Source organism: Streptomyces sp. P1-3, assembly GCF_050613155.1.
Taxonomy (GTDB): domain Bacteria; phylum Actinomycetota; class Actinomycetes; order Streptomycetales; family Streptomycetaceae; genus Streptomyces.
On sequence record NZ_CP192512.1, the window covers coordinates 3,203,999 to 3,222,217 of the forward strand.

The 18,219-nt window shown below is 72.4% G+C and carries 18 protein-coding genes and 1 tRNA gene; 4 read left to right on the plus strand and 15 right to left on the minus strand.

The annotated features are described in order from the left end of the window. Positions 1 to 57 precede the first annotated feature (57 nt). The gene (locus tag ACQUSR_RS13410) at positions 58 to 720 is read left to right on the plus strand and encodes an NAD(P)-binding oxidoreductase (protein WP_431042794.1); all 663 of its coding nucleotides are present in this window, start codon (positions 58 to 60) and stop codon (positions 718 to 720) included. A gap of 180 nt (positions 721 to 900) precedes the next feature. Here the strand turns inward: ACQUSR_RS13410 and ACQUSR_RS13415 are convergent, their stop codons facing one another. Both ACQUSR_RS13415 and ACQUSR_RS13420 read right to left on the minus strand, forming a co-directional pair. Next, on the minus strand, positions 901 to 1,368 hold the full coding sequence (locus tag ACQUSR_RS13415) for a DUF3574 domain-containing protein (RefSeq protein ID WP_431042795.1): 468 nt from the start codon (positions 1,366 to 1,368) through the stop codon (positions 901 to 903). A 211-nt stretch (positions 1,369 to 1,579) separates the two neighbouring features. Next, a tRNA-Tyr gene (locus tag ACQUSR_RS13420) sits at positions 1,580 to 1,661 on the minus strand. A 197-nt stretch (positions 1,662 to 1,858) separates the two neighbouring features. On the opposite strand from ACQUSR_RS13420, the gene ACQUSR_RS13425 reads away from it, so the two are divergent. Continuing rightward, on the plus strand, positions 1,859 to 2,347 hold the full coding sequence (locus ACQUSR_RS13425; RefSeq protein ID WP_431042796.1) for a YajQ family cyclic di-GMP-binding protein: 489 nt from the start codon (positions 1,859 to 1,861) through the stop codon (positions 2,345 to 2,347). Positions 2,348 to 2,393: 46 nt separating this feature from the next. Here the strand turns inward: ACQUSR_RS13425 and ACQUSR_RS13430 are convergent, their stop codons facing one another. After that, complete coding sequence (locus ACQUSR_RS13430; protein WP_431042797.1) at positions 2,394 to 3,236, minus strand: glycosyltransferase; 843 nt, start codon at positions 3,234 to 3,236, stop codon at positions 2,394 to 2,396. A gap of 122 nt (positions 3,237 to 3,358) precedes the next feature. Here ACQUSR_RS13430 and ACQUSR_RS13435 point away from each other — a divergent pair, with 122 nt between their 5' ends. Continuing rightward, entirely contained in the window at positions 3,359 to 4,528 is a 1,170-nt protein-coding gene (locus ACQUSR_RS13435) for a hypothetical protein (protein ID WP_431042798.1), read from the plus strand. Between the two features lie 24 nt (positions 4,529 to 4,552). On the opposite strand, the gene ACQUSR_RS13440 is transcribed toward ACQUSR_RS13435, so the two are convergent. The 12 genes from ACQUSR_RS13440 to ACQUSR_RS13495 form a co-directional block, all read right to left on the minus strand. Continuing rightward, positions 4,553 to 4,945, minus strand: coding sequence for a YccF domain-containing protein (locus ACQUSR_RS13440; protein WP_431042799.1), 393 nt, complete (start codon positions 4,943 to 4,945; stop codon positions 4,553 to 4,555). Next, a complete protein-coding gene (htpX, locus tag ACQUSR_RS13445) occupies positions 4,942 to 5,805 on the minus strand; it encodes a zinc metalloprotease HtpX (protein ID WP_431042800.1) in 864 nt (287 codons plus the stop codon). The genes ACQUSR_RS13440 and htpX overlap by 4 nt, the downstream gene beginning before the upstream one ends. 157 nt (positions 5,806 to 5,962) lie before the next feature. Beyond that, positions 5,963 to 7,558 (minus strand): NADH-quinone oxidoreductase subunit N, encoded by a 1,596-nt coding sequence (locus ACQUSR_RS13450; protein WP_431042801.1) that lies wholly within the window; start codon positions 7,556 to 7,558, stop codon positions 5,963 to 5,965. After that, positions 7,558 to 9,219, minus strand: coding sequence for a complex I subunit 4 family protein (locus ACQUSR_RS13455; RefSeq protein WP_431047556.1), 1,662 nt, complete (start codon positions 9,217 to 9,219; stop codon positions 7,558 to 7,560). The genes ACQUSR_RS13450 and ACQUSR_RS13455 overlap by 1 nt, the downstream gene beginning before the upstream one ends. A gap of 18 nt (positions 9,220 to 9,237) precedes the next feature. Next, positions 9,238 to 11,304, minus strand: coding sequence for an NADH-quinone oxidoreductase subunit 5 family protein (locus ACQUSR_RS13460; RefSeq protein WP_431042802.1), 2,067 nt, complete (start codon positions 11,302 to 11,304; stop codon positions 9,238 to 9,240). Then, positions 11,301 to 11,669, minus strand: a complete 369-nt coding sequence (gene nuoK / locus ACQUSR_RS13465) for an NADH-quinone oxidoreductase subunit NuoK (RefSeq protein WP_431042803.1) — start codon at positions 11,667 to 11,669, stop codon at positions 11,301 to 11,303. The genes ACQUSR_RS13460 and nuoK overlap by 4 nt, the downstream gene beginning before the upstream one ends. Next, on the minus strand, positions 11,669 to 12,244 hold the full coding sequence (locus tag ACQUSR_RS13470) for an NADH-quinone oxidoreductase subunit J family protein (protein ID WP_431042804.1): 576 nt from the start codon (positions 12,242 to 12,244) through the stop codon (positions 11,669 to 11,671). Before ACQUSR_RS13470 ends, nuoK begins: the two co-directional genes overlap by 1 nt. Beyond that, positions 12,241 to 12,831 carry a NuoI/complex I 23 kDa subunit family protein gene (locus ACQUSR_RS13475; RefSeq protein ID WP_431042805.1) on the minus strand — a complete coding sequence of 197 codons (591 nt, stop codon included), beginning with the start codon at positions 12,829 to 12,831 and terminating at the stop codon, positions 12,241 to 12,243. The genes ACQUSR_RS13470 and ACQUSR_RS13475 overlap by 4 nt, the downstream gene beginning before the upstream one ends. Beyond that, positions 12,831 to 13,793: a complex I subunit 1/NuoH family protein gene (locus ACQUSR_RS13480; RefSeq protein WP_431042806.1), complete on the minus strand. Its 963-nt coding sequence runs from the start codon at positions 13,791 to 13,793 to the stop codon at positions 12,831 to 12,833. The genes ACQUSR_RS13475 and ACQUSR_RS13480 overlap by 1 nt, the downstream gene beginning before the upstream one ends. Then, complete coding sequence (locus ACQUSR_RS13485; RefSeq protein WP_431042807.1) at positions 13,790 to 15,553, minus strand: NADH-quinone oxidoreductase subunit C; 1,764 nt, start codon at positions 15,551 to 15,553, stop codon at positions 13,790 to 13,792. Before ACQUSR_RS13485 ends, ACQUSR_RS13480 begins: the two co-directional genes overlap by 4 nt. Next, positions 15,550 to 16,260 carry an NADH-quinone oxidoreductase subunit B gene (locus ACQUSR_RS13490; protein ID WP_431042808.1) on the minus strand — a complete coding sequence of 237 codons (711 nt, stop codon included), beginning with the start codon at positions 16,258 to 16,260 and terminating at the stop codon, positions 15,550 to 15,552. Before ACQUSR_RS13490 ends, ACQUSR_RS13485 begins: the two co-directional genes overlap by 4 nt. Positions 16,261 to 16,265: 5 nt before the next feature. Continuing rightward, a complete protein-coding gene (locus ACQUSR_RS13495) occupies positions 16,266 to 16,691 on the minus strand; it encodes an NADH-quinone oxidoreductase subunit A (RefSeq protein WP_431042809.1) in 426 nt (141 codons plus the stop codon). Between the two features lie 254 nt (positions 16,692 to 16,945). Between ACQUSR_RS13495 and ACQUSR_RS13500 the strand changes: the two genes are divergently transcribed. After that, on the plus strand, positions 16,946 to 18,181 hold the full coding sequence (locus tag ACQUSR_RS13500; protein WP_431042810.1) for a sensor histidine kinase: 1,236 nt from the start codon (positions 16,946 to 16,948) through the stop codon (positions 18,179 to 18,181). The last annotated feature ends 38 nt before the right edge of the window (positions 18,182 to 18,219 follow it).

Consider the following 18,219-nt stretch of genomic DNA (forward strand, 5'->3'; position numbering starts at 1 on the left):
GTCGCAAGAGCAGACTCACGAGTGGCGGTCAGGGTTGCACAGCGTACGGTCGGGATCATGCGCATTGTCATCGCTGGAGGACACGGTCAGATCGCGCTGCGGCTGGAGCGGCTGCTCGCCGGGCGCGGGGACGAGGTCGCGGGCATCATCCGGCGGCCGGGGCAGGCGGGCGCCCTGCTGGCGGCCGGGGCCGAACCAGTCGTGTGCGACCTGGAGACGGCGTCGGTGGAGGACGTGGCGCGGCATCTGAAGGGCGCCGACGCGGTCGTCTTCGCGGCGGGCGCCGGGCCGGGCAGCGGCGCCCAGCGGAAGCAGACGGTGGACCACGCGGCGGCGGTGCTGTTCGCGGACGCGGCGGAGAAGGCCGGTGTACCGCGGTACCTCATCGTGTCCTCGATGGGCGCGGACCCGAACGCGCCGGAGGGCGCGGACCCGGTGTTCACCGCGTACCTGCGCGCCAAGGGCGCCGCGGACGAGGACGTACGGTCCCGCTCCCGGCTGGACTGGACGGTCCTGCGCCCGGGCCGGTTGACGGACGACCCGGGCACCGGGCGGGTGGCGCTGGCCGAGCGCACCGGGCGGGGCGACGTCACACGCGACGACGTGGCCGCGACCCTGGCCGCGCTGCTGGACGAGCCCCGTACGGCGGGCCGCACGCTGGAGCTGATCGGGGGCACGGAGCCGGTGACGGACGCGGTGCGCGCGATGGCGACGGCCTGACGACGGCCGTCGGGGAGGGGCTCGCGGGGCTTACGGGTCCGCGAGCCTCACGGGTCCGCGGGTTTACGGATCCGCGGGGCCTTACCGGGTCGGCGGGCCCTACGGGCCCGCGGGTGCGGGCCGCAGATGCGGGGGTCCAGCCCGCGGGAGCGCCCGCCCGGACCCACGCGTGGGGCGGCCCTAGAAGTCCACCCGGGCCGTCTCGTCGAGGCGGGCCACGGACTCCTGCGCGAACTCGCGCTCGTACGCGTCCCGGATTCCCTCGATCTCGGGGTTCCGCACCCGGGCCTCGGTGACCGGGTAGAGCAGGATCAGCTCGTAGGACCGCTCCCGCTCCACCACCCCGTTCCGGTCCCGCCACTGCCCCCGCCCGTTCTGGATCGTGAGCCCGTCCGGGAAGCTCGGCGTGACCTCGCGGTCGACGAATTCGAGGAACTGCTTGTCCGTGACGGCCGGTCCCCCGTCGGGCCGCTGGGTACCGAAGAACAGCCGCGTCTCGACGTACGGCTTGCCCGGCGGGGCGACGGCCGCCTTCGCCGGGGCGGAGTCCTCGTCCAGCGCGGCGTACGCGGTGACCGGCGCGGCCGCGGCGAGGGCGAAGACCGCTCCGATGGTGGCGGCGCGGGCACGCGACGTGAAGGTCGGCACGTTGGGTGATCCTCTCGGTCCGGGCCGGGCCGCACCGGCGCGGCCTGGCTCCCCTCCGCACTGCCCATGCCGAGCACCGTTCAGGCCGTCCGTCGTCCACGCCTCGTCCACACCGCGCCCCTCGGCGGCAGTCGGTCGAGGATCGAGAACCACCCACGCAAACGGCCCCTGGTCTGCGTTTCCGCAGGCCAGGGGCCGTTTTGCGTTCCTGTGGCGGCGCCAGGATTCGAACCTGGGTAGGCTAAGCCGACGGATTTACAGTCCGCTCCCATTGGCCACTCGGGCACACCGCCTGGGACGTGGCCAGGATCTCCGTTCTTGCGTCGGGACTCCCTGGCGACGTCGTAAACCATACCCGATGACCGGGGGTGCTTCGCCACCGGGTTGATCGCGGGGGGATCGGGGTCGAGGTGGCTAGGCTGGCCGTGCGGACCGTATCCGTAGCGGGCCGCACCCCTGACCGATCTATGCACGAGGAGCCAACTACAAGATGGCCGACTCCAGTTTCGACATCGTCTCGAAGGTCGAGCGGCAGGAGGTCGACAACGCCCTCAACCAGGCGGACCGGGAGATCTCCCAGCGTTACGACTTCAAGAACGTCGGCGCCTCGATCGCATGGTCGGGCGAGCGGATCGAGATGCGCGCCAACTCCGAGGAGCGGGTCAAGGCGATCCTCGACGTCTTCCAGTCCAAGCTGGTCAAGCGCGGGATCTCGCTGAAGGCGCTGGACGCGGGCGAGCCGCAGGCCTCCGGCAAGGAATACAAGATCTTCGCCACGCTGCAGGAGGGGATCTCGCAGGACAACGCGAAGAAGGTCGCCAAGATCATCCGCGACGAGGGCCCGAAGGGCGTCAAGGCGCAGGTGCAGGGCGACGAGCTGCGGGTGTCCTCCAAGAGCCGGGACGACCTTCAGACCGTGATCGCCCTGATCAAGGGCAAGGACCTCGACTTCGCGGTGCAGTTCGTGAACTACAGGTGAGAACACCGGCGCCGGAGCGATGCCGCCGCCAGCAGCCAGGACCCCGTCAGCATGGGCTGACGGGGTCCTGGCTGCTGTATCGGCTGTGTGCCCCGTGTGCCCCGTGTACGCCGCGTCCGCTCAGGGCCGGCATCCTCACTCGGACCACGCTGGCAGCTCGCCCAGGGCCGCGGCCCGTTGCCGTACGAGCGCGATTTGATGCCCCCCCCCCGCTGAAATCCGAGGTCTGCGCCGAGGACTGGCCGGGGTGCTTGCGGTACCGCAGGGTCGGGGCGTCGAGGAGGACGCCGGGCGCCATGGCCGAGGCCGCCATCAGCGTTCCGGTGTCCTCCATGCCGCGCAGTGCGGACCAGCCGCCGATCCGGAGCAGCAGCGAGCGCCGCCACATGACTCCGGCGGGGTGCACGGGCAGGCGGTACGCGCCGGGTTCCGTCGCCCAGTCGGCCAGCAGGGCGCCGCGGGCCAGCACGCCCGCGGGCACCGGCAGCGCGTGGTCTCGCAGCTCGCCCGTGGGCAGCAGGTCGCGGGCGTGGCCGAGGGCGAAGCCCGCCGCCGGGTGGGCGGCCAGGGCGTCGGCGAGGATCGCGAGTGCGTCGGGTTCGAGCAGGTCGTCGGCGTCGACGTTCTGGACCAGCGGCGCGGTGCCGCGGCCGAGGGCGACGTTGCGCGTCACGGCGGGGCCCTCGCTGGTCCGGTTGACCTCGACGCGCACCCGCGCGTCACGCGCCGCGCCGCACGCGGAGAGGGCGTCCAGCACCTCGTCGTACGGACCGTCGACCTGGACGAGCCAGCCCCAGTCGGAGTGGCTCTGCGCGCAGAGGGACTCCCAGGCGGTGGGCAGGAAGGCGGCGTACGGGGCATGCACCGCCGTCACCACATCCACACGCATGGTCGGATGATATGCCTAATGCGCCAGGGGTCAGCGGCGCCGTGATAGGTAAGTGAGCACAGTGCGCCGCGCGAGGTGGGGGAGCCATGGACGCCGCATCGATTGCCGCAATGCTCGACCGCGTGACACCGTCCGACTCCCGGGAGCTGGACCGCGTCTGCGAAGAGGTGGCCGCCGCCTTGATCGACGGGGGCACGGAGCCGCCCTTCGACGTGGCGTCGTCCGACTTCGCCACCGACCCGTACCTCATCTGCGCCGACCGCTACTGGCGGCGCAGGTTCCTCGACCGCCCGGGCGTCCGCACCGCCGCCGAGTGCGCCCGGTGGCTGGCCGGGCATGTGGCCGAAGGACACCGTACGGAGGTCAGGGAGAAGTGGTCGCTCGGATACGCCTTCATCACCCGGCACACGGTGGAATCCCTTGGTGAACTCGCCGAGGCGACCGAGGAGATCGTGGCGCGCGACGGCTCCTCCTGCGACACCGCCTACTTCGTGACGCTCTACCACGCGGGCAAGCTGCGCTCGAACTTCTGGTACGACGAACTCCACACGTTCCTCGAGTCGTCACTGCCGGCCATGGCGGTGGGGGCGCACCGCGAGGACCCCCTCTTCACGGCGCTCCGGTCCTTCGCCGCGTTCGGCAGCCGGGCGATCACCGCCGAGCACGCCATCGACTTGCTCGGCCAGGCATGGGACCACCCGCGGCGCACCCGGCACGTGGTCGACATCTGCCTCAACGGCCTGGCCTGCGCCTCCCCGTTCGACGGAAACGGGGAGCTGCTGCTCCGGCACGCGGAGCAGGCCGTCGCCGCCTATCCCGGTGACCACATCTTCCGCTTCCGGCTCGCCGCCGGACAGCACAAGTGCGCCCAGCACGACGCCGCGCTGGAGAGCATCGACAAGGCCCTGCGGCTGCTGCCCGCCATAGGCAGCCGAGTGAGCCACGAGCTGCTCCAGGAGCAGTACCGGAAGCTGCGGGACGACATCCAGGAGGGGCGGCTGCGCGCGGTGTGGGCCGCTGAGCAGCAGCTTCGCTGGGAGCGTGGGGAGGCCGCCCGCAGAGAGCTGGAGCACACCGTGCGGTCATCGACCGTCCGGGCCGTGGAACTCGTCGCGGTCTTCACGGCGGCCATCGCGTTCGCCGTCGGTTCGCTCCAGGTGACCTTGAACGGGACGCTGCCCCTGCGCGACCGGATGTGGCTGCTCGTCGCCCAGGGCGCCGGGCTCGCGGTCTTCGCCGCCCTCATCGTCGGCGGCACCTGGCTGATCACCAGAGGCCGCCACCGGGAGTGAGCCGCCCGCGGCGGAGAATCCCGGTCAGCGACTTCCGAAGCGCTCGCCGGTGCTGACGATCTCGTGGCCCAGTGGGGCCAGCGAGATCGGGATCAGCTTGAAGTTGGCCAGCCCCAGCGGGATGCCGATGATGGTGACGCAGAGCAGGAGGCCCGTGATGACGTGGCCGAGGGCCAGCCACCAGCCCGCCAGCACCAGCCACAGGACGTTGCCGACGCAGGAGGGCGCGCCCGCGTCGCGCCGCGGCACCGCCGTGCGCCCGAACGGCCACAGCGCGAAGCCCGCGATCCGAAATGCCGCGATGCCGAACGGGATGCCGATGATGGTGACGCAGAGGATCAGCCCGGCGACGACGTAGGCGCACGCCATCCAGAACCCCGAGAGGACCAGCCAGATCAGGTTGAGGAGTGTCTTCACGGCCGGGGCCCCGCCATCTGCTCGAGCCGGGCGATCCGCTCGGCCATCGGCGGGTGGGTGGAGAACAGCCGGGCCATGCCGGCACCCGGCCGGAACGGGTTGGCGATCATCATGTGGCTGGCGGTCTCCAGACGGGGCTCGGGCGGCAGCGGCCGGGCCTTCGTACCGGCCTCCAGCTTGCGCAGGGCGCTGGCCAGCGCCAGTGGGTCGCCGGTGAGTTGGGCGCCGGAGGCGTCGGCCTCGTACTCCCGCGAGCGGCTGACGGCCATCTGGATCAGCGCCGCGGCGAGCGGTCCGAGGATCATGATGAGCAGCATGCCGAAGATGCCGGGGCCCTCGTCGTCGTCCGAGCGGCCTATGGGAATCAGCCAGGCGAAGTTCACCAGGAACATCACGACGGAGGCGAGCGCGCCCGCGATCGACGAGATCAGGATGTCCCGGTTGTAGACATGGCTCAGTTCGTGCCCGATGACGCCGCGCAGCTCCCGGTCGTCGAGAATCCGCAGGATTCCCTCCGTGCAGCAGACGGCGGCGTTGCGCGGGTTGCGGCCGGTGGCGAAGGCGTTCGGCGCGTCCGTGGGCGATATGTAGAGCCGGGGCATGGGCTGGCGGGCGGCGGTGGAGAGCTCGCGCACCATGCGGTACAGCTGGGGGGCCTCGAACTCGCTCACGGGGCGGGCGCGCATGGCGCGCAGCGCCAGCTTGTCACTGTTCCAATAGGCGTACGCGTTGGTGGCCAGCGCTACCAGGACCGCGATGACGAGGCCCGTACGGCCGAAGAGACTGCCGACCACGATGATGAGCGCGGACAGTCCCCCAAGGAGTACGGCCGTCTTGAGCCCATTGTGCCGACGGTGCACGGTACGCCCTCCAAATGGTGCGGCAGGGGAACCCTTTGCCTGGTCCATCCACCTTCCAGTGGACCCTCCTGATCTGGTCAACGCCAGATGAGGAGCACTAGTTCCCTTGTGCACCGTGGGTGCGATTACGCCATCGGGGTGAGGCCCTGGTGCCGGGTCAGAGCAGCGTGCCCGAGGCGAAGCGCAGGACGAGCTGGGGTGCTCCGGACAGGACGACGCCGACGACGGCCGCCAGGCCGATGGCGGAGGTGAGGGGGGCGGGGATGCCCGGCCGTACGGCCACCTGGGCGGGGGCGCCGGTCTCCGCGGCCGGGGCACCGGTCCCGGCCGCGGCCTCGGTCGCCTCGGTCGCCTCACTGCCGCGGAAGAGGACCGCCGTCCACTGGAGGTAGTAGTAGAGGGCGATCACCACGTTGACGGCCATCACGACGGCCAGCCAGCCCAGCCCCGCGTCCACTGCCACCGAGAACACCGTGACCTTGGCGAACAGGCCGATGATGCCCGGCGGCAGCCCCGCCAGGCAGAGCAGGAAGAAGCCGAGGGCCAGCGCGGCCAGCGGCCGGGTCGCGTACAGGCCCCGGTAGTCGCTGATCCGGTTGGCGGCGCTCGTACGGGCCACCAGGGCGGCGACCGCGAAGGCGCCGAGGTTCACGGCGGCGTACATCAGCGCGTAGGCCACGGTGGAGCCGATCGCGTGCGTCGCCTCGCCGGAGCTGTCGGCGTATCCGGCGGCCGCCACCGGCACCAGCAGATAGCCCGCCTGGCCGACGGAGGACCACGCGAGCAGCCGTACGGCGCTGTGCGCGCGCTCGGGGCGCTGGCGCAGGGCTGCGACGTTGCCCGCCGTCATGGTCAGGGCGGCGAGGACCGCCACGGCGGGGCCCCACACGTCGTCGTAAGCCGGGAAGGCGATGACGGTGACCAGGATGATGCCGGTGAAGCCGACGGCCTTGCCGATGACGGACAGGTAGGCGGCCACGGGCAGCGGCGCGCCCACGTAGGTGTCGGGCACCCAGAAGTGGAACGGCACGGCCGCCGTCTTGAAGGCGAAGCCGACCAGGGTCAGGGCGACGCCGGTCTGGGCGAGCGTCTCCAGCCGCGGGTCGACGTGGGTGAGGCCGTCCGCGACCTCGGTGAGGTGCATGCTGCCGGTGGCGGCGTAGACGAAGCTGACGCCGAGGAGGGTGACGGCGGTCGCGGTCACGGATGACAGGAAGAACTTCAGGGCGGCCTCGGAGGAGAGGCGGTCGCCGCGCCGCATGCCCACCAGCGCGAACGCCGGCAGCGAGGCCACTTCGAGGGCGACGACGAGGGTGGCGAGGTCGCGGGAGGCGGGCAGCAGCGCCGCGCCCGCGACGGCCGACAGCAGCAGGAACCAGAACTCGCCCGCGGGGAGTTTCTGATCGGCCACGGGGTTGATGGACAGCAGGGCCGTGAGCAGGGCTCCGCCGAGCACCAGCAACTGGATGGCGAGCGTGAACTCGTCGGCCACATAGGAGCACACGTCGCCGTCGCCGCTGGTGGTCAGGCAGAAGGTCCGGCGGTCGCCGTCGAGCAGTGGCAGCAGCGCGAGCCCGGCCAGGACCAGGCTGCCGACCGAGATCCAGCCCAGGAGGGGCTTGTTGCGCTCGGGCAGGAACAGGTCGGCGACGAGGACGACGAGCCCGGCCAGGGCGGCGATGGTGGGCGGGGCGATCGCGAGCCAGTCGACGGACTGGACGAGGTTCGCGGCACTGACGGTGCTTGCGGTCATCAGTGGCCTCCTGCGAGAAGCTGCTGCACGGCCGGGTCGCTGAGGCCGATCAGGGCCGCGGGCCAGAGTCCGGCGAGGACGGTGAGGACGACGAGCGGGGTCCAGGCGGCGAACTCGTGGGCGCGTACGTCGGGGAGGGCGCGGGCCGGTGCCGTGCCGGCCGCGCCGCTTCCGGAGGCGGCGGGTCCGGAAGCGGCGGGTCCGGAAGGCGTGCCGCCGTCTGAGGCTCCGCCCCCGGCGGCCGCTCCGGCCCCGATCCCGTCCGCGTCGCCCATGCAGACGCGGCGTACGACGACGAGCATGTACGCGGCGGTCAGCAGCGTGCCGAAGGCGGCGACGGCGAGGTAGGTGAGGAACGCCGGGCGGCTGAGCCCCTCGGCCGGCTCGTAGGCGCCGAACATGGCGAGCATCTCGCCCCAGAACCCGGCGAGCCCCGGCAGCCCGAGGGACGCGACGGCGCCGAAGACCAGCAGCCCGCCGAGGCGGGGGGCGCGGCCGTAGAGCGCGGCGCCGGTGCGGCCCGCGAGCTCGTCGAGGTCGGTGCTGCCGCAGCGCTCCTTCACCGCGCCGACCAGGAAGAACAGCAGGCCGGTGATGAGGCCGTGGGCGATGTTGGCGAACAGTGCGCCGTTCACGCCGGTCGGGGTGAGGGTGGCGATGCCCAGCAGGACGAAGCCCATGTGGCCGACCGAGGAGTACGCGATGAGCCGCTTGAGGTCGCCCTTGGCGCCGGTGCGGGCCAGGGCCAGGCAGGCGAGCGACCCGTAGATGATCCCGACGACCGCGAAGGCCGCGAGGTAGGGGGCGAAGGTGTGCGCACCCTCCGGGGCGATGGGCAGCACGATCCGAACGAAGCCGTAGGTGCCCATCTTGAGCAGGACGCCCGCCAGCAGGACGGAGCCGACGGTCGGCGCGGCGGTGTGGGCGTCCGGCAGCCAGCTGTGCAGCGGCCACATCGGGGCCTTCACGGCGAGCCCGACGCCGATGGCGAGGACCGCGATGAGCTGCGTGGTGTGGCTGAGGCCGGCCCCGTTGTCAGTGGCGAGTGCCACCATGTCGAACGTGCCGCCCTTGATGCCGACGAGGAGGAGGCCGAGCAGCATGACGACCGAGCCGAGCAGCGTGTAGAGGATGAACCGCCAGGCGGCGCGCTCCCGGTCCTCGCCGCCCCAGCGGTTGATGAGGAAGTACATCGGGATGAGCACCATCTCGAACGCCAGGAAGAACAGCATCAGGTCGAGGACGGCGAAGCTCGCGAGGGTGCCGGACTCCAGGACGAGCAGCAGGGCGACGAACGCCTTCGGGCTGGTGCCCTGCCCGCGCGGGGGTGAGCTGTAGCTGTAGACCGCGCAGAGGAAGGTCAGCAGCGCGGTCAGCACGAGGAGGGGGAGCGAGACGCCGTCCACACCGAGGTGGATGCGGATGTCCAGTGCCGGGATCCAGCTGATGTCGGTCTGCGCCTGCATCCGGGACGACTCGTCATGGTCGAAGCCGACCGCCAGCGCGATGGCCGCTGCCAGTACGGCGCCGGTGACCGTGACGCCGTGCCGCAGCACCGCCTGGTCGGGGTCGCGGCCCTTGAGTCCGGGCGGGGCGGGGAGCAGGGCGGCGACGGCGCCGAGCAGGGGAAGCACGACGAGAGCCGCGAGGAGGAGCTGCATGGCGATGTGGTTCACGGGTCAGGCTCCGGCTGCGACGAGGACGGCGGCGACGGCCAGGACGAGGGATCCCGCGAGCAGCGCGCTGAGGTAGGTCTGCACATTGCCGGTCTGGGCGCGGCGGACGGCCTCGCCCAGCAGGCGGGGCGCGGTGCCCGCGCCGCGTACGTAGGTGTCGACGACCTCGCGGTCGAGGAACCGCACGAGGCCGGCGGCCGCGCGTACGGGGCGGACGAACAGCGCGGCGTACACGGCGTCGAGGTGGAAGCCGGTCGCGGCGTGCCGGTGCAGCGGGCCCAGCAGGAGGCGGCCGGGGTCCGCGGGGTCGGGCGGCGCGGCGGCTCCGTAGACCTGGTCGTGTCCGGCGATGGCCTCGGCCTCGGTGACGGCGGGCTCGGCGGCGGGCGGGACCATGACCGGGCCGAGCGGGACACGGGCGGCCAGGGCGGTGGTGTGCCGCCAGGCCGCGTAGGTGACGAGGGCGCCGACCAGGGCGAGGCCGGTGCCGAGGACGGAGGTGGCCAGGGTCGGGGCGAGCGAGCGGTCGTCGAACCAGTCCGGGAGGACGCCGAAGAGCAGGCCGGAGGCGAGGGCGGGGAGCGCGAGCACCCACAGCACGGCGTTCATGACGACCGGGATACGGGCCGGGTGCGCGGCCTGTGGCTCTTCGGGCGCGACGGCGGCCCCGGCGATGTCGGCGGTGCCCGCGGGCGCGCCGGTACCGGCGGGGTGGCCGGGCGCGCCGGCCAGCAGCCACAGGCGGGCGGCGTACCCGGCGGTGAGCAGGGCGGTGGCGAGCCCGGCGACCAGGACGGTCCAGCCGACCCCGGCGGGGACGCCGTGCTCATGGCCGAGCGCGGTGTGCTCGGCGGCGCCGAGGACGGCCTCCTTGGAGAAGAAGCCGCTGAACGGGGGAAGCGCGGCGAGCGCGAGCAGCCCGATGGTGAGCGTCCAGTACGCGTCGGGGGCCTTCTTGGCGACGCCGCCCATCCGCGCCATGGCGGACAGCGAGTTGGTACCTGCCGCGTGGATGATCACGCCCGCGGCGAGGAAGAGCAGCGCCTTGAACGCACCATGGCTGATCAGGTGGAACACGGCCGCGCCGCGGTCGCCCACGGCCAGTGCGCCGGTCATGTAGCCGAGCTGGCCGATGGTCGAGTAGGCGAGGACCCGTTTGATGTCGTCCTGGGCGAGCGCGGCGAGCGCCGAGCCGACCATGGTGACGGCCGCGACGACCGCGAGCACGACGAGCGCGGCGGCGGAGGCGGCGAAGACGGGCAGCAGCCGGGCGATGAAGTAGACGCCCGCAGCGACCATGGTGGCGGCGTGGATCAGGGCGGAGACCGGGGTGGGGCCCGCCATCGCGTCGGGCAGCCAGGTGTGCAGCGGGAACTGCGCCGACTTGCCCGCCACCCCCGCCAGCAGCAGCAGGGCGACGAGGGTGGGGTGGTCGAGCTGGAAGTCGGAGACGGAGGAGGTCAGCCGCGTGTAGATGACGCTGATCCGGAACGTGCCCGCGTCGGCGGCGAGCGCGAAGATGCCGATCAGGAACGGTACGTCGCCGAGCTTGGTGACCAGGAAGGCCTTGAGCGAGGCGGAGCGGGCGGCCGCCGTCTCCCAGTAGTGGCCGACCAGGAAGTACGAGCAGATGCCCATGATCTCCCAGCCCACCAGCAGCACCATCAGGTCGTCGGAGTAGACGACGAGCAGCATCGCGGAGGTGAAGAGGGAGACGAGCGCGGCGTACGAGGGGTAGCGGGGGTCGTCGCGCAGATAGCCGGTGGAGTAGATCTGCACGCAGGTCGCGACCACGCCGACCAGCACCGCGACCAGCGCGGCGAAGCCGTCGACGTGCAGGGCGAGGTCGATCGGGATCGAGCCGGTGTCGGTGAGCCGGGTGGCGGCGTGGATCCCCGCTCCCCCGCCCTGCCGTACGGCGACGACGACCGCGAGCGCGGCGGCGGCCAGGGTCGGCAGCACGGCCAGGGGCCGCACGAAGCCGGGAGCGCGGCGGCCCAGCAGCAGGCCCGCGAGGGCACCGAGGAAGGGCAGCAGCGGAACGAGGACGGCGGTGGTCGTGGTCGTCACGCGGCGGCCTCGGCCTTCTCCTGCGCGCGGTCGCCGTCGGCCGCCCGCGCGGCTTCGGACTCCTCGGCGAGGTCGGTGAGCTTGTCGACGTCGGCCGTGCCGCGGTTGCGGTACACGAGCAGGACGATGGCCAGGCCGATGCCGATCTCGGCGGCGGCGATGGCGATGATGAACAGGGTCAGCGCCTGACCCGCGTGCAGGGTGTCGCGGAGCCAGACGTCGAAGGCGACGAGGTTGAGATTGACGGCGTTGAGCATCAGCTCGACCGACATCAGGACCAGGATCGCGTTGCGCCGGGCGAGGACGCCGTACAGGCCGGTGCAGAAGAGCAGGACGGCGAGGACGGCCGGGTAGGCGAGGTGCATCAGCGCTTCTCCTTGCCGCGTTCGCCGGCCTTATCGGTCTTGTCGGTCTTGCGGGACAGGACGATCGCGCCGACCAGCGCGGCGAGCAGCAGCACCGACAGCGCCTCGAAGGGCAGCACCCAGTGCCGGAACAACCCCTCGCCGGTGACCGCGGTGGAACCCTGCACCGCCCCCTCGACGTTGATCCAGGTGGACCGGAAGGCGTCCACGACCACCCAGACCAGGGTGCCCGCTGCGGCGACGGCCACCGTCAGAGCGGCCCAGCGGTTGCCGGAATCGGCGTCCGGTGACCGGCCGATCGGCGCCTTGGTCAGCATCAGTCCGAACAGGAGGAGGACCACCACGGAACCGACGTAGATCAGCACCTGCACCCAGGCGATGAACTCGGCTGTGAGCAGGAGGTACTCCACGGCGATCCCGCCGAGCGCCACCACCAGCCACAGGGCGGCGTGCACCAGCTGCCTGGTGGTGACGGTGATGACGGCGGCGCCGAAGGTGGCGATGGCGACGAGCAGGAAGACGATCTCCACACCGGTCGGGGAGAGGAAGCCGTGCTGTGCGGCGGCGATGGTCACGCGTCGCCCTCCCGCGGCTGCTCGGCGGACTGTTCCTGCTCGACGGCCTGCTGCTCGGCGGCCTGCTCCTGCGCCGCGAGCTTCTCCGCCGCCTTGCGGGCCGCGGCGATCTCCTTGGGCTCCTCGGCACGCGGGTCCAGCGCGGGCGGCGCGGGCACCGTCCACATCCACTCGCGGAGCTTGTCACGCTCGTGGGTGAGGTCGCGGATGTCCGTCTCGGCGTACTCGAACTCCGGTGACCAGAAGAGCGCGTCGAAGGGGCACACCTCGATGCAGATACCGCAGTACATGCAGAGCGAGAAGTCGATGGCGAAGCGGTCCAGCACATTGCGGCTGCGCTCACGCCCACCCGGCGCGGCGGGCGGCACCGTCTCCTTGTGGGAGTCGATGTAGATGCACCAGTCCGGGCACTCGCGCGCACAGAGCATGCACACGGTGCAGTTCTCCTCGAACAACCCGATCACACCGCGTGTACGCGGCGGCAGCTCGGGCTGCACATCCGGATACTGCACGGTCTGCGTCTTGCGCGTCATCGTGCGCAGGGTGACGGCCAGGCCCTTGGCCAGGCCGGATCCGGGAATGGCCATCAGGAGATCACCACCTTGACGACGCCGGTGAGGGCGATCTGGGCGAGTGCGAGCGGGATGAGGACGGTCCAGGCGAACTTCTGCAGCTGGTCCTCGCGCAGCCGGGGGTAGGTCACCCGGAGCCAGATGACCACGAAGGCCAGGACGGCGGTCTTCAGCAGCATCCACAGCCAGCCCAGGCCGTCGGGGTAAGGACCGTGCCACCCGCCGAGGAAGAGCACGCTGGTCAGCGCGCACAGCACGACGATGCCCGCGTACTCGGCGAGCAGGAACAGGGCGAAGCGCAGCCCGGTGTACTCGGTGTAGGCGCCGAAGATGATCTCGGAGTCGGCGATCGGCGCATCGAACGGCGGGCGCTGGAGCTCGGCGAGCCCGGCGGTGAAGAACACCAGTCCGCCGACGATCTGCCAGGGCACCCACCACCACTCGAACGCGTCGAGGATCCCGGGCAGCGAGACCGTACCGGCCGCCATCGCCACGGAGGCGGCGGTGAGCAGCATCGGCAGCTCGTACGCCATGAGCTGGGCGGCCGTCCGCAGGCCGCCGAGCAGCGAGAACTTGTTGGCCGAGGCCCACCCGGCCATGAGCGAGCCGAGCACACCCACGCCCATCACGGCGAGGACGAAGAAGATCCCGGCGTCCACGAACTGGCCGACGGCGTTGTCGGGGCCGAGCGGTATGGCGACGAGCACGACGAGGTACGGCAGGAGCGCGATGGCGGGCGCGAGCTGGAAGATCCGCCGGTCGGCCCCGGCGGGCACGACGTCTTCCTTCTGCGCGAACTTCACGCCGTCCGCGACCAACTGGGCCCAACCGTGGAACCCGCCGGCGTACATCGGCCCGAGACGGCCCTGCATATGGGCCATGACCTTGTGCTCGGTCTGCCCGACGACCAGCGGGAACACCAGGAAGACGAGGAAGACGGCGAGCAGTCGCAGCGCGACGTCGAGGACGTCGTTCACGTGTCGCCTCCGTCGTGGGTCCGGGTGGTGTCGGCGGTGCCGGTGGTATCGGCGGGGTCGGCGGTGTCGTCGGGGGTGCCCGCGGTATCGACGGTGCGGTCGGTTTCGGCGGTGCCGGTCTCGCCGGCGGTGCCGCCGCCGTCACCGGCAGCCGTCGTGTCGGCTGCGCTGCCGGCGTCATCGGTGCCGGTCCTGTCGACGGTGCCGCCGGTGTCATCGGTAGCGGTGTCCCCGGCCGTACGGTCGCTCTCGGCCGTACCGGTGGTCGCGGCGGAGTCGCCGGTTCCGGTATCAGCGGCCTTGGCCGCATCGCTCGCTTCGGCGGGGCCGGCAGCGGCGGTGGCACGGTCCGGGCCACTCGCCTCCGCGGGTTTCGCCTCCTTGGCGGGGGGCGCGTCCGCGGCGGGGGGCGCGTCGTCCGCCTCTGGCTTCGGCTTCGGCTCGCTCGCGTCGAACGCCGGGCGCGCGTGGTGCCAGGGCGCGTCGGACGAGCGCGTACGCGACGCTGCCGGGCGCCGGGCGGCCGCGTCCGCGGCCTGGCTCGCCGAGCCCTCACCGGCACCGGGCGTACGGCGCGGCGCCGCGGTCCCGGCGCTCTCCGCCGCAGCGGCCCCGGCCTCCGTGGCGGCGGCCTCCGACGGCGTCGCGTCCGGCGCGGCGGCGCCGGCCCGCACCACGGCGTCCGGCGTCGCGGCCGTGCCCTCCGCCCGCTGGCTGGCCGAGCCCTCACCCGCGCTGCGGGCCCGCCGCGCGGGCCGCTCGGCACCGGCGCGCTGACTCGTGGACCCCTCGCTCGCGCTGCGGGCGCGCCGGGGCACTGCCGTGGCTCCGGCTCCGGCAGCAGCAGCGGCTCCGGCAGCAGCCTCCGGTGCCGCGGTCGCCGCGCCGTCGGCCTCGCCCCTCTGACTGGCCGATCCCGCGCTCGCGCTGCGCGCACGACGTACCGGGCGGTCGCCCGCCGCCGCTCCCGCGGCGGCACCCGCCGCCCGGGGGCCACGGGCCGCACGGGCCGGACGCGCCGGGGCGGGCGGCAGCTGGCCCTTGAGCGGACCCCACTCGTTGGGGTCGGGCACACCCGGCGGGAGCATCTGGCGCCGCTTGGGGCCGCCGTGATCCGCTTCGCCCGGCTCCTTCGCCCCCGGCCACGCCTTGGCGACCCGCGCCGCCAGCACGAAGTCCTTGCGCAGCGGGTGCCCTTCGAAGCCCTCGGGCAGCAGCAGCGGCACGAGGTGGGGGTGGTCGGTGAAGGTGACGCCGAACATCTCGTACGTCTCGCGCTCGTGCCAGGCCGCACCCGCGTACACGCCGATGGCCGTGGGCAGCGAGGGCGCGTCGTGCGGCACGGTCGTCCGTACGAGCAGTCGGCGCACGGCAGGCTTCCCTGCCGCTGCCCCCGGCTCCGCGAGCGCGACCACGTGCGCGGCGACGCGGAAACCGGTGCCCGGCTCGTCGACGGCGCTCAGCCAGTCGAAGTAGGTGCAGCCGAGCGTGTCACGGGCCGCCTCCAGGGCGGTGATCCAGGCGCTCGCGGGGACGTCGACGGTCAGCAGGTCGTACGACTCGTCGGCCGTGGCCCCCTCGCCGAAGATCTCGTCGGCGGGTGCGGGCAGCCAGCCCACGACCGGCTGCGCGGCGGCCGCACCGTCCGCTTCGAGGGCGGCCGCGCCGGCAGCACCGTCCGGCTGGGCGGCGGCCGCACCCGCGTCCGGCTCGCCGGCGGCGGCCGCAGCTCTCTCCGGTCGCTCCTCAGGTGCGCTCATCGCTCGCCCTCCTTAGAAGAAGGCGCCGACTGCGTACCCGGCAGCGAGGCACCCGGCGCCGAAGCACCCGGCGCCGGAGGCGGCGCGACCAGGCCGCTGCGCAGCGCCGCGCCGGAAGGACGGCCCGCCGTGCCCCCAGCCGCGTACCGCTGCCCCAGCGACTCGTTCGCGATCTTCTCCTGGAGCTTGAGAATGCCCTGGAGCAGCGCCTCGGGCCGGGGCGGGCAGCCCGGAACGTACACGTCGACCGGGATGATCTGGTCGACCCCCTTGGTGACCGAGTACGAGTCCCAGTACGGACCGCCGCAGTTGGAGCAGGCGCCGAAGGAGATCACGTACTTGGGCTCGGGCATCTGCTCGTACAACCGCTTCACCGCGGGCGCCATCTTGTCCGTGACCGTACCGGAGACGATCATCAGGTCGGCCTGGCGCGGCCCCGGCGCGAAGGGGATCACACCGAGCCGGATGAAGTCGTGGCGGGCCATCGACGCCGCGATGAACTCGATGGCGCAGCAGGCGAGGCCGAAGTTGAAGACCCAGAGGCTGTAGCGGCGTCCCCAGTTGAGGACGACCTTCATCGGCTCGGGGGCGAGCCGGGACAGCACGCCGAGCCTCCTGGGTTCGGGCAGGAGCTCGGGCGCGGCCGGGGTCGCCGGCGACGCGGAGGTCGCCGGTGTCGCGGGGTTCACGGGACTCACGGGGTTCATGGGACTCACGTCCATGCGAGGACGCCCTTCTTCCATGCATACAGCAAGCCGACGGCGAGGAAGCCGAGGAAGAGGAACATTTCCACCAGCGTCGTCCCGCCGAAGCCCGGCGCGGCGAACACCGTCGCCCAGGGGAACAGGAAGATCGCGTCCACCGCGAAGATCACGTACAGGAAGGCGTAGACGTAGTAGCGGATCTGGGTGTGCGCCCAGCCCTCGCCGACCGGGTCCACGCCACACTCATAGGTGAGCAGTTTCTCGGGCGTCGGCACAGCCGGCCGCAGCAGCCGTCCGGCGCCGAAGGCCACGGCGACGAAGAGCACGCCGACGACGCCCATCAGGCCGACTACCGAGTAACTGTGGAAGTAGTCGGCCGCGAGCTGGACATGGTGGGCACCCGTCGTGGTGCGCACGGTCGTCGCCTCCGGCACGTCGCCCCTCGCTCCCTGGTTTGCCTGCTGGCCTGCTGTTCGTCGATACGAGGTGTCCGACGATCCGTACGCACGGGAGTCTAGGCCCTGCCGATCGCGGGTGGACCGCCTGTCCGGCATGCGGTGCTCCCGCCAGCCTGGGGGCCGCCGCGCCCCGCTGACCGTCCGGTCCGCGGGCGGTGGGGATAGCCCCCCTTTCGGGCACCCCGCGAACCCCATGGCGCCGAACTCGCAGGCCAGGCAGTCTTGCGTGCATGACCGCCCGCTCACATTCCTCTGAGACCACCGGCAGAATCCCCGGCGAGAACCGCGGGGGGACCGCCGCCGATCGGCTGCCGAGACCGCCCGCGCTCGCGCTGCCCGCGCAGACCTGGCGGGAGATCGCGCATCTCCTCGGCAATCTGCCGGTGGCCCTCATCGGCTTCATATATGTGTGCATATGGCTCCTTCCGAGCGTGGGGCTGTCCATAACGGTGGTCGGCCTGCCACTGGTCGCGCTGGGGCTGGGCGGCGCCCGGCTGTTCGGCGCGTTCGAACGGCGCCGGGCCCGAGTGCTCCTGCGCGTGCACGTGGACGAGCCCAGTCGGCTGCCGCACCGCGAGAACGGCGGCTTCTTCCCCTGGCTGTGGACCAGCCTGAAGGACCCGGTCGCCTGGCGGAGCACCCTGTACGCCGTCGTACGGCTGCCGTGGGGCGTGGCCACGTTCGCGGTCGTCGCCGTGGGGTTGTTTGTCCTGTGGCCAGTACTTCCGTGGATCGCCCGCGGCCTGACCAACGTGGACCGGGCGATGGTGCGCGGGCTGCTCTCTCCGTCCGACGAGTTGGAGCGGCGGATCGCTCAGCTGGAGTCGGACCGGGGGACGGTGGTCGACACGGCCGCCGCCGACCTGCGGCGCATCGAACGCGACCTCCACGACGGCGCACAGGCCCGGCTCGTCGCCCTCGCCATGGACCTGGGCCTGGCCAAGGAGAAGCTCCTGGAAGACCCCGACGCCGCCGCCCGCATGGTCGACGAAGCCCACGGCGAGGTGAAACTCGCCCTCCAGGAACTCCGCGACCTCGCCCGCGGCATCCACCCCGCGATCCTCACCGACCGCGGCCTGGGCCCGGCCCTGTCCTCGGTCGCCACACGTTGCACGGTCCCGGTGGCGGTCTCGGTCGAACTGGCGGCCCGCCCGGCCCCGGCGATCGAGGGCATCACCTACTTCACCGTCTCCGAGCTGCTCCAGAACATCAGCAAGCACAGCGCGGCGAAGTCCGCCTCGGTGGAGCTGTGGCGGACAAAGGACCGGCTGCTGATCCAGGTACGGGACGACGGGCGGGGCGGCGCGACGACGGCGGGGGGCAGCGGGCTCGCGGGGCTGGCGGAGCGGCTCGGCTCGGTCGGCGGGCAGTTCGTCGTCGACTCCCCCGTGGGCGGACCGACGGCCATCACCGCCGAGCTGCCCTGGCGGGACCGGGCGCCGGAGCCTCCCGCGCACCGGCAGTGACCCACGGAGGGGGGTGGGGCTAACCCCCCTATGAAGAG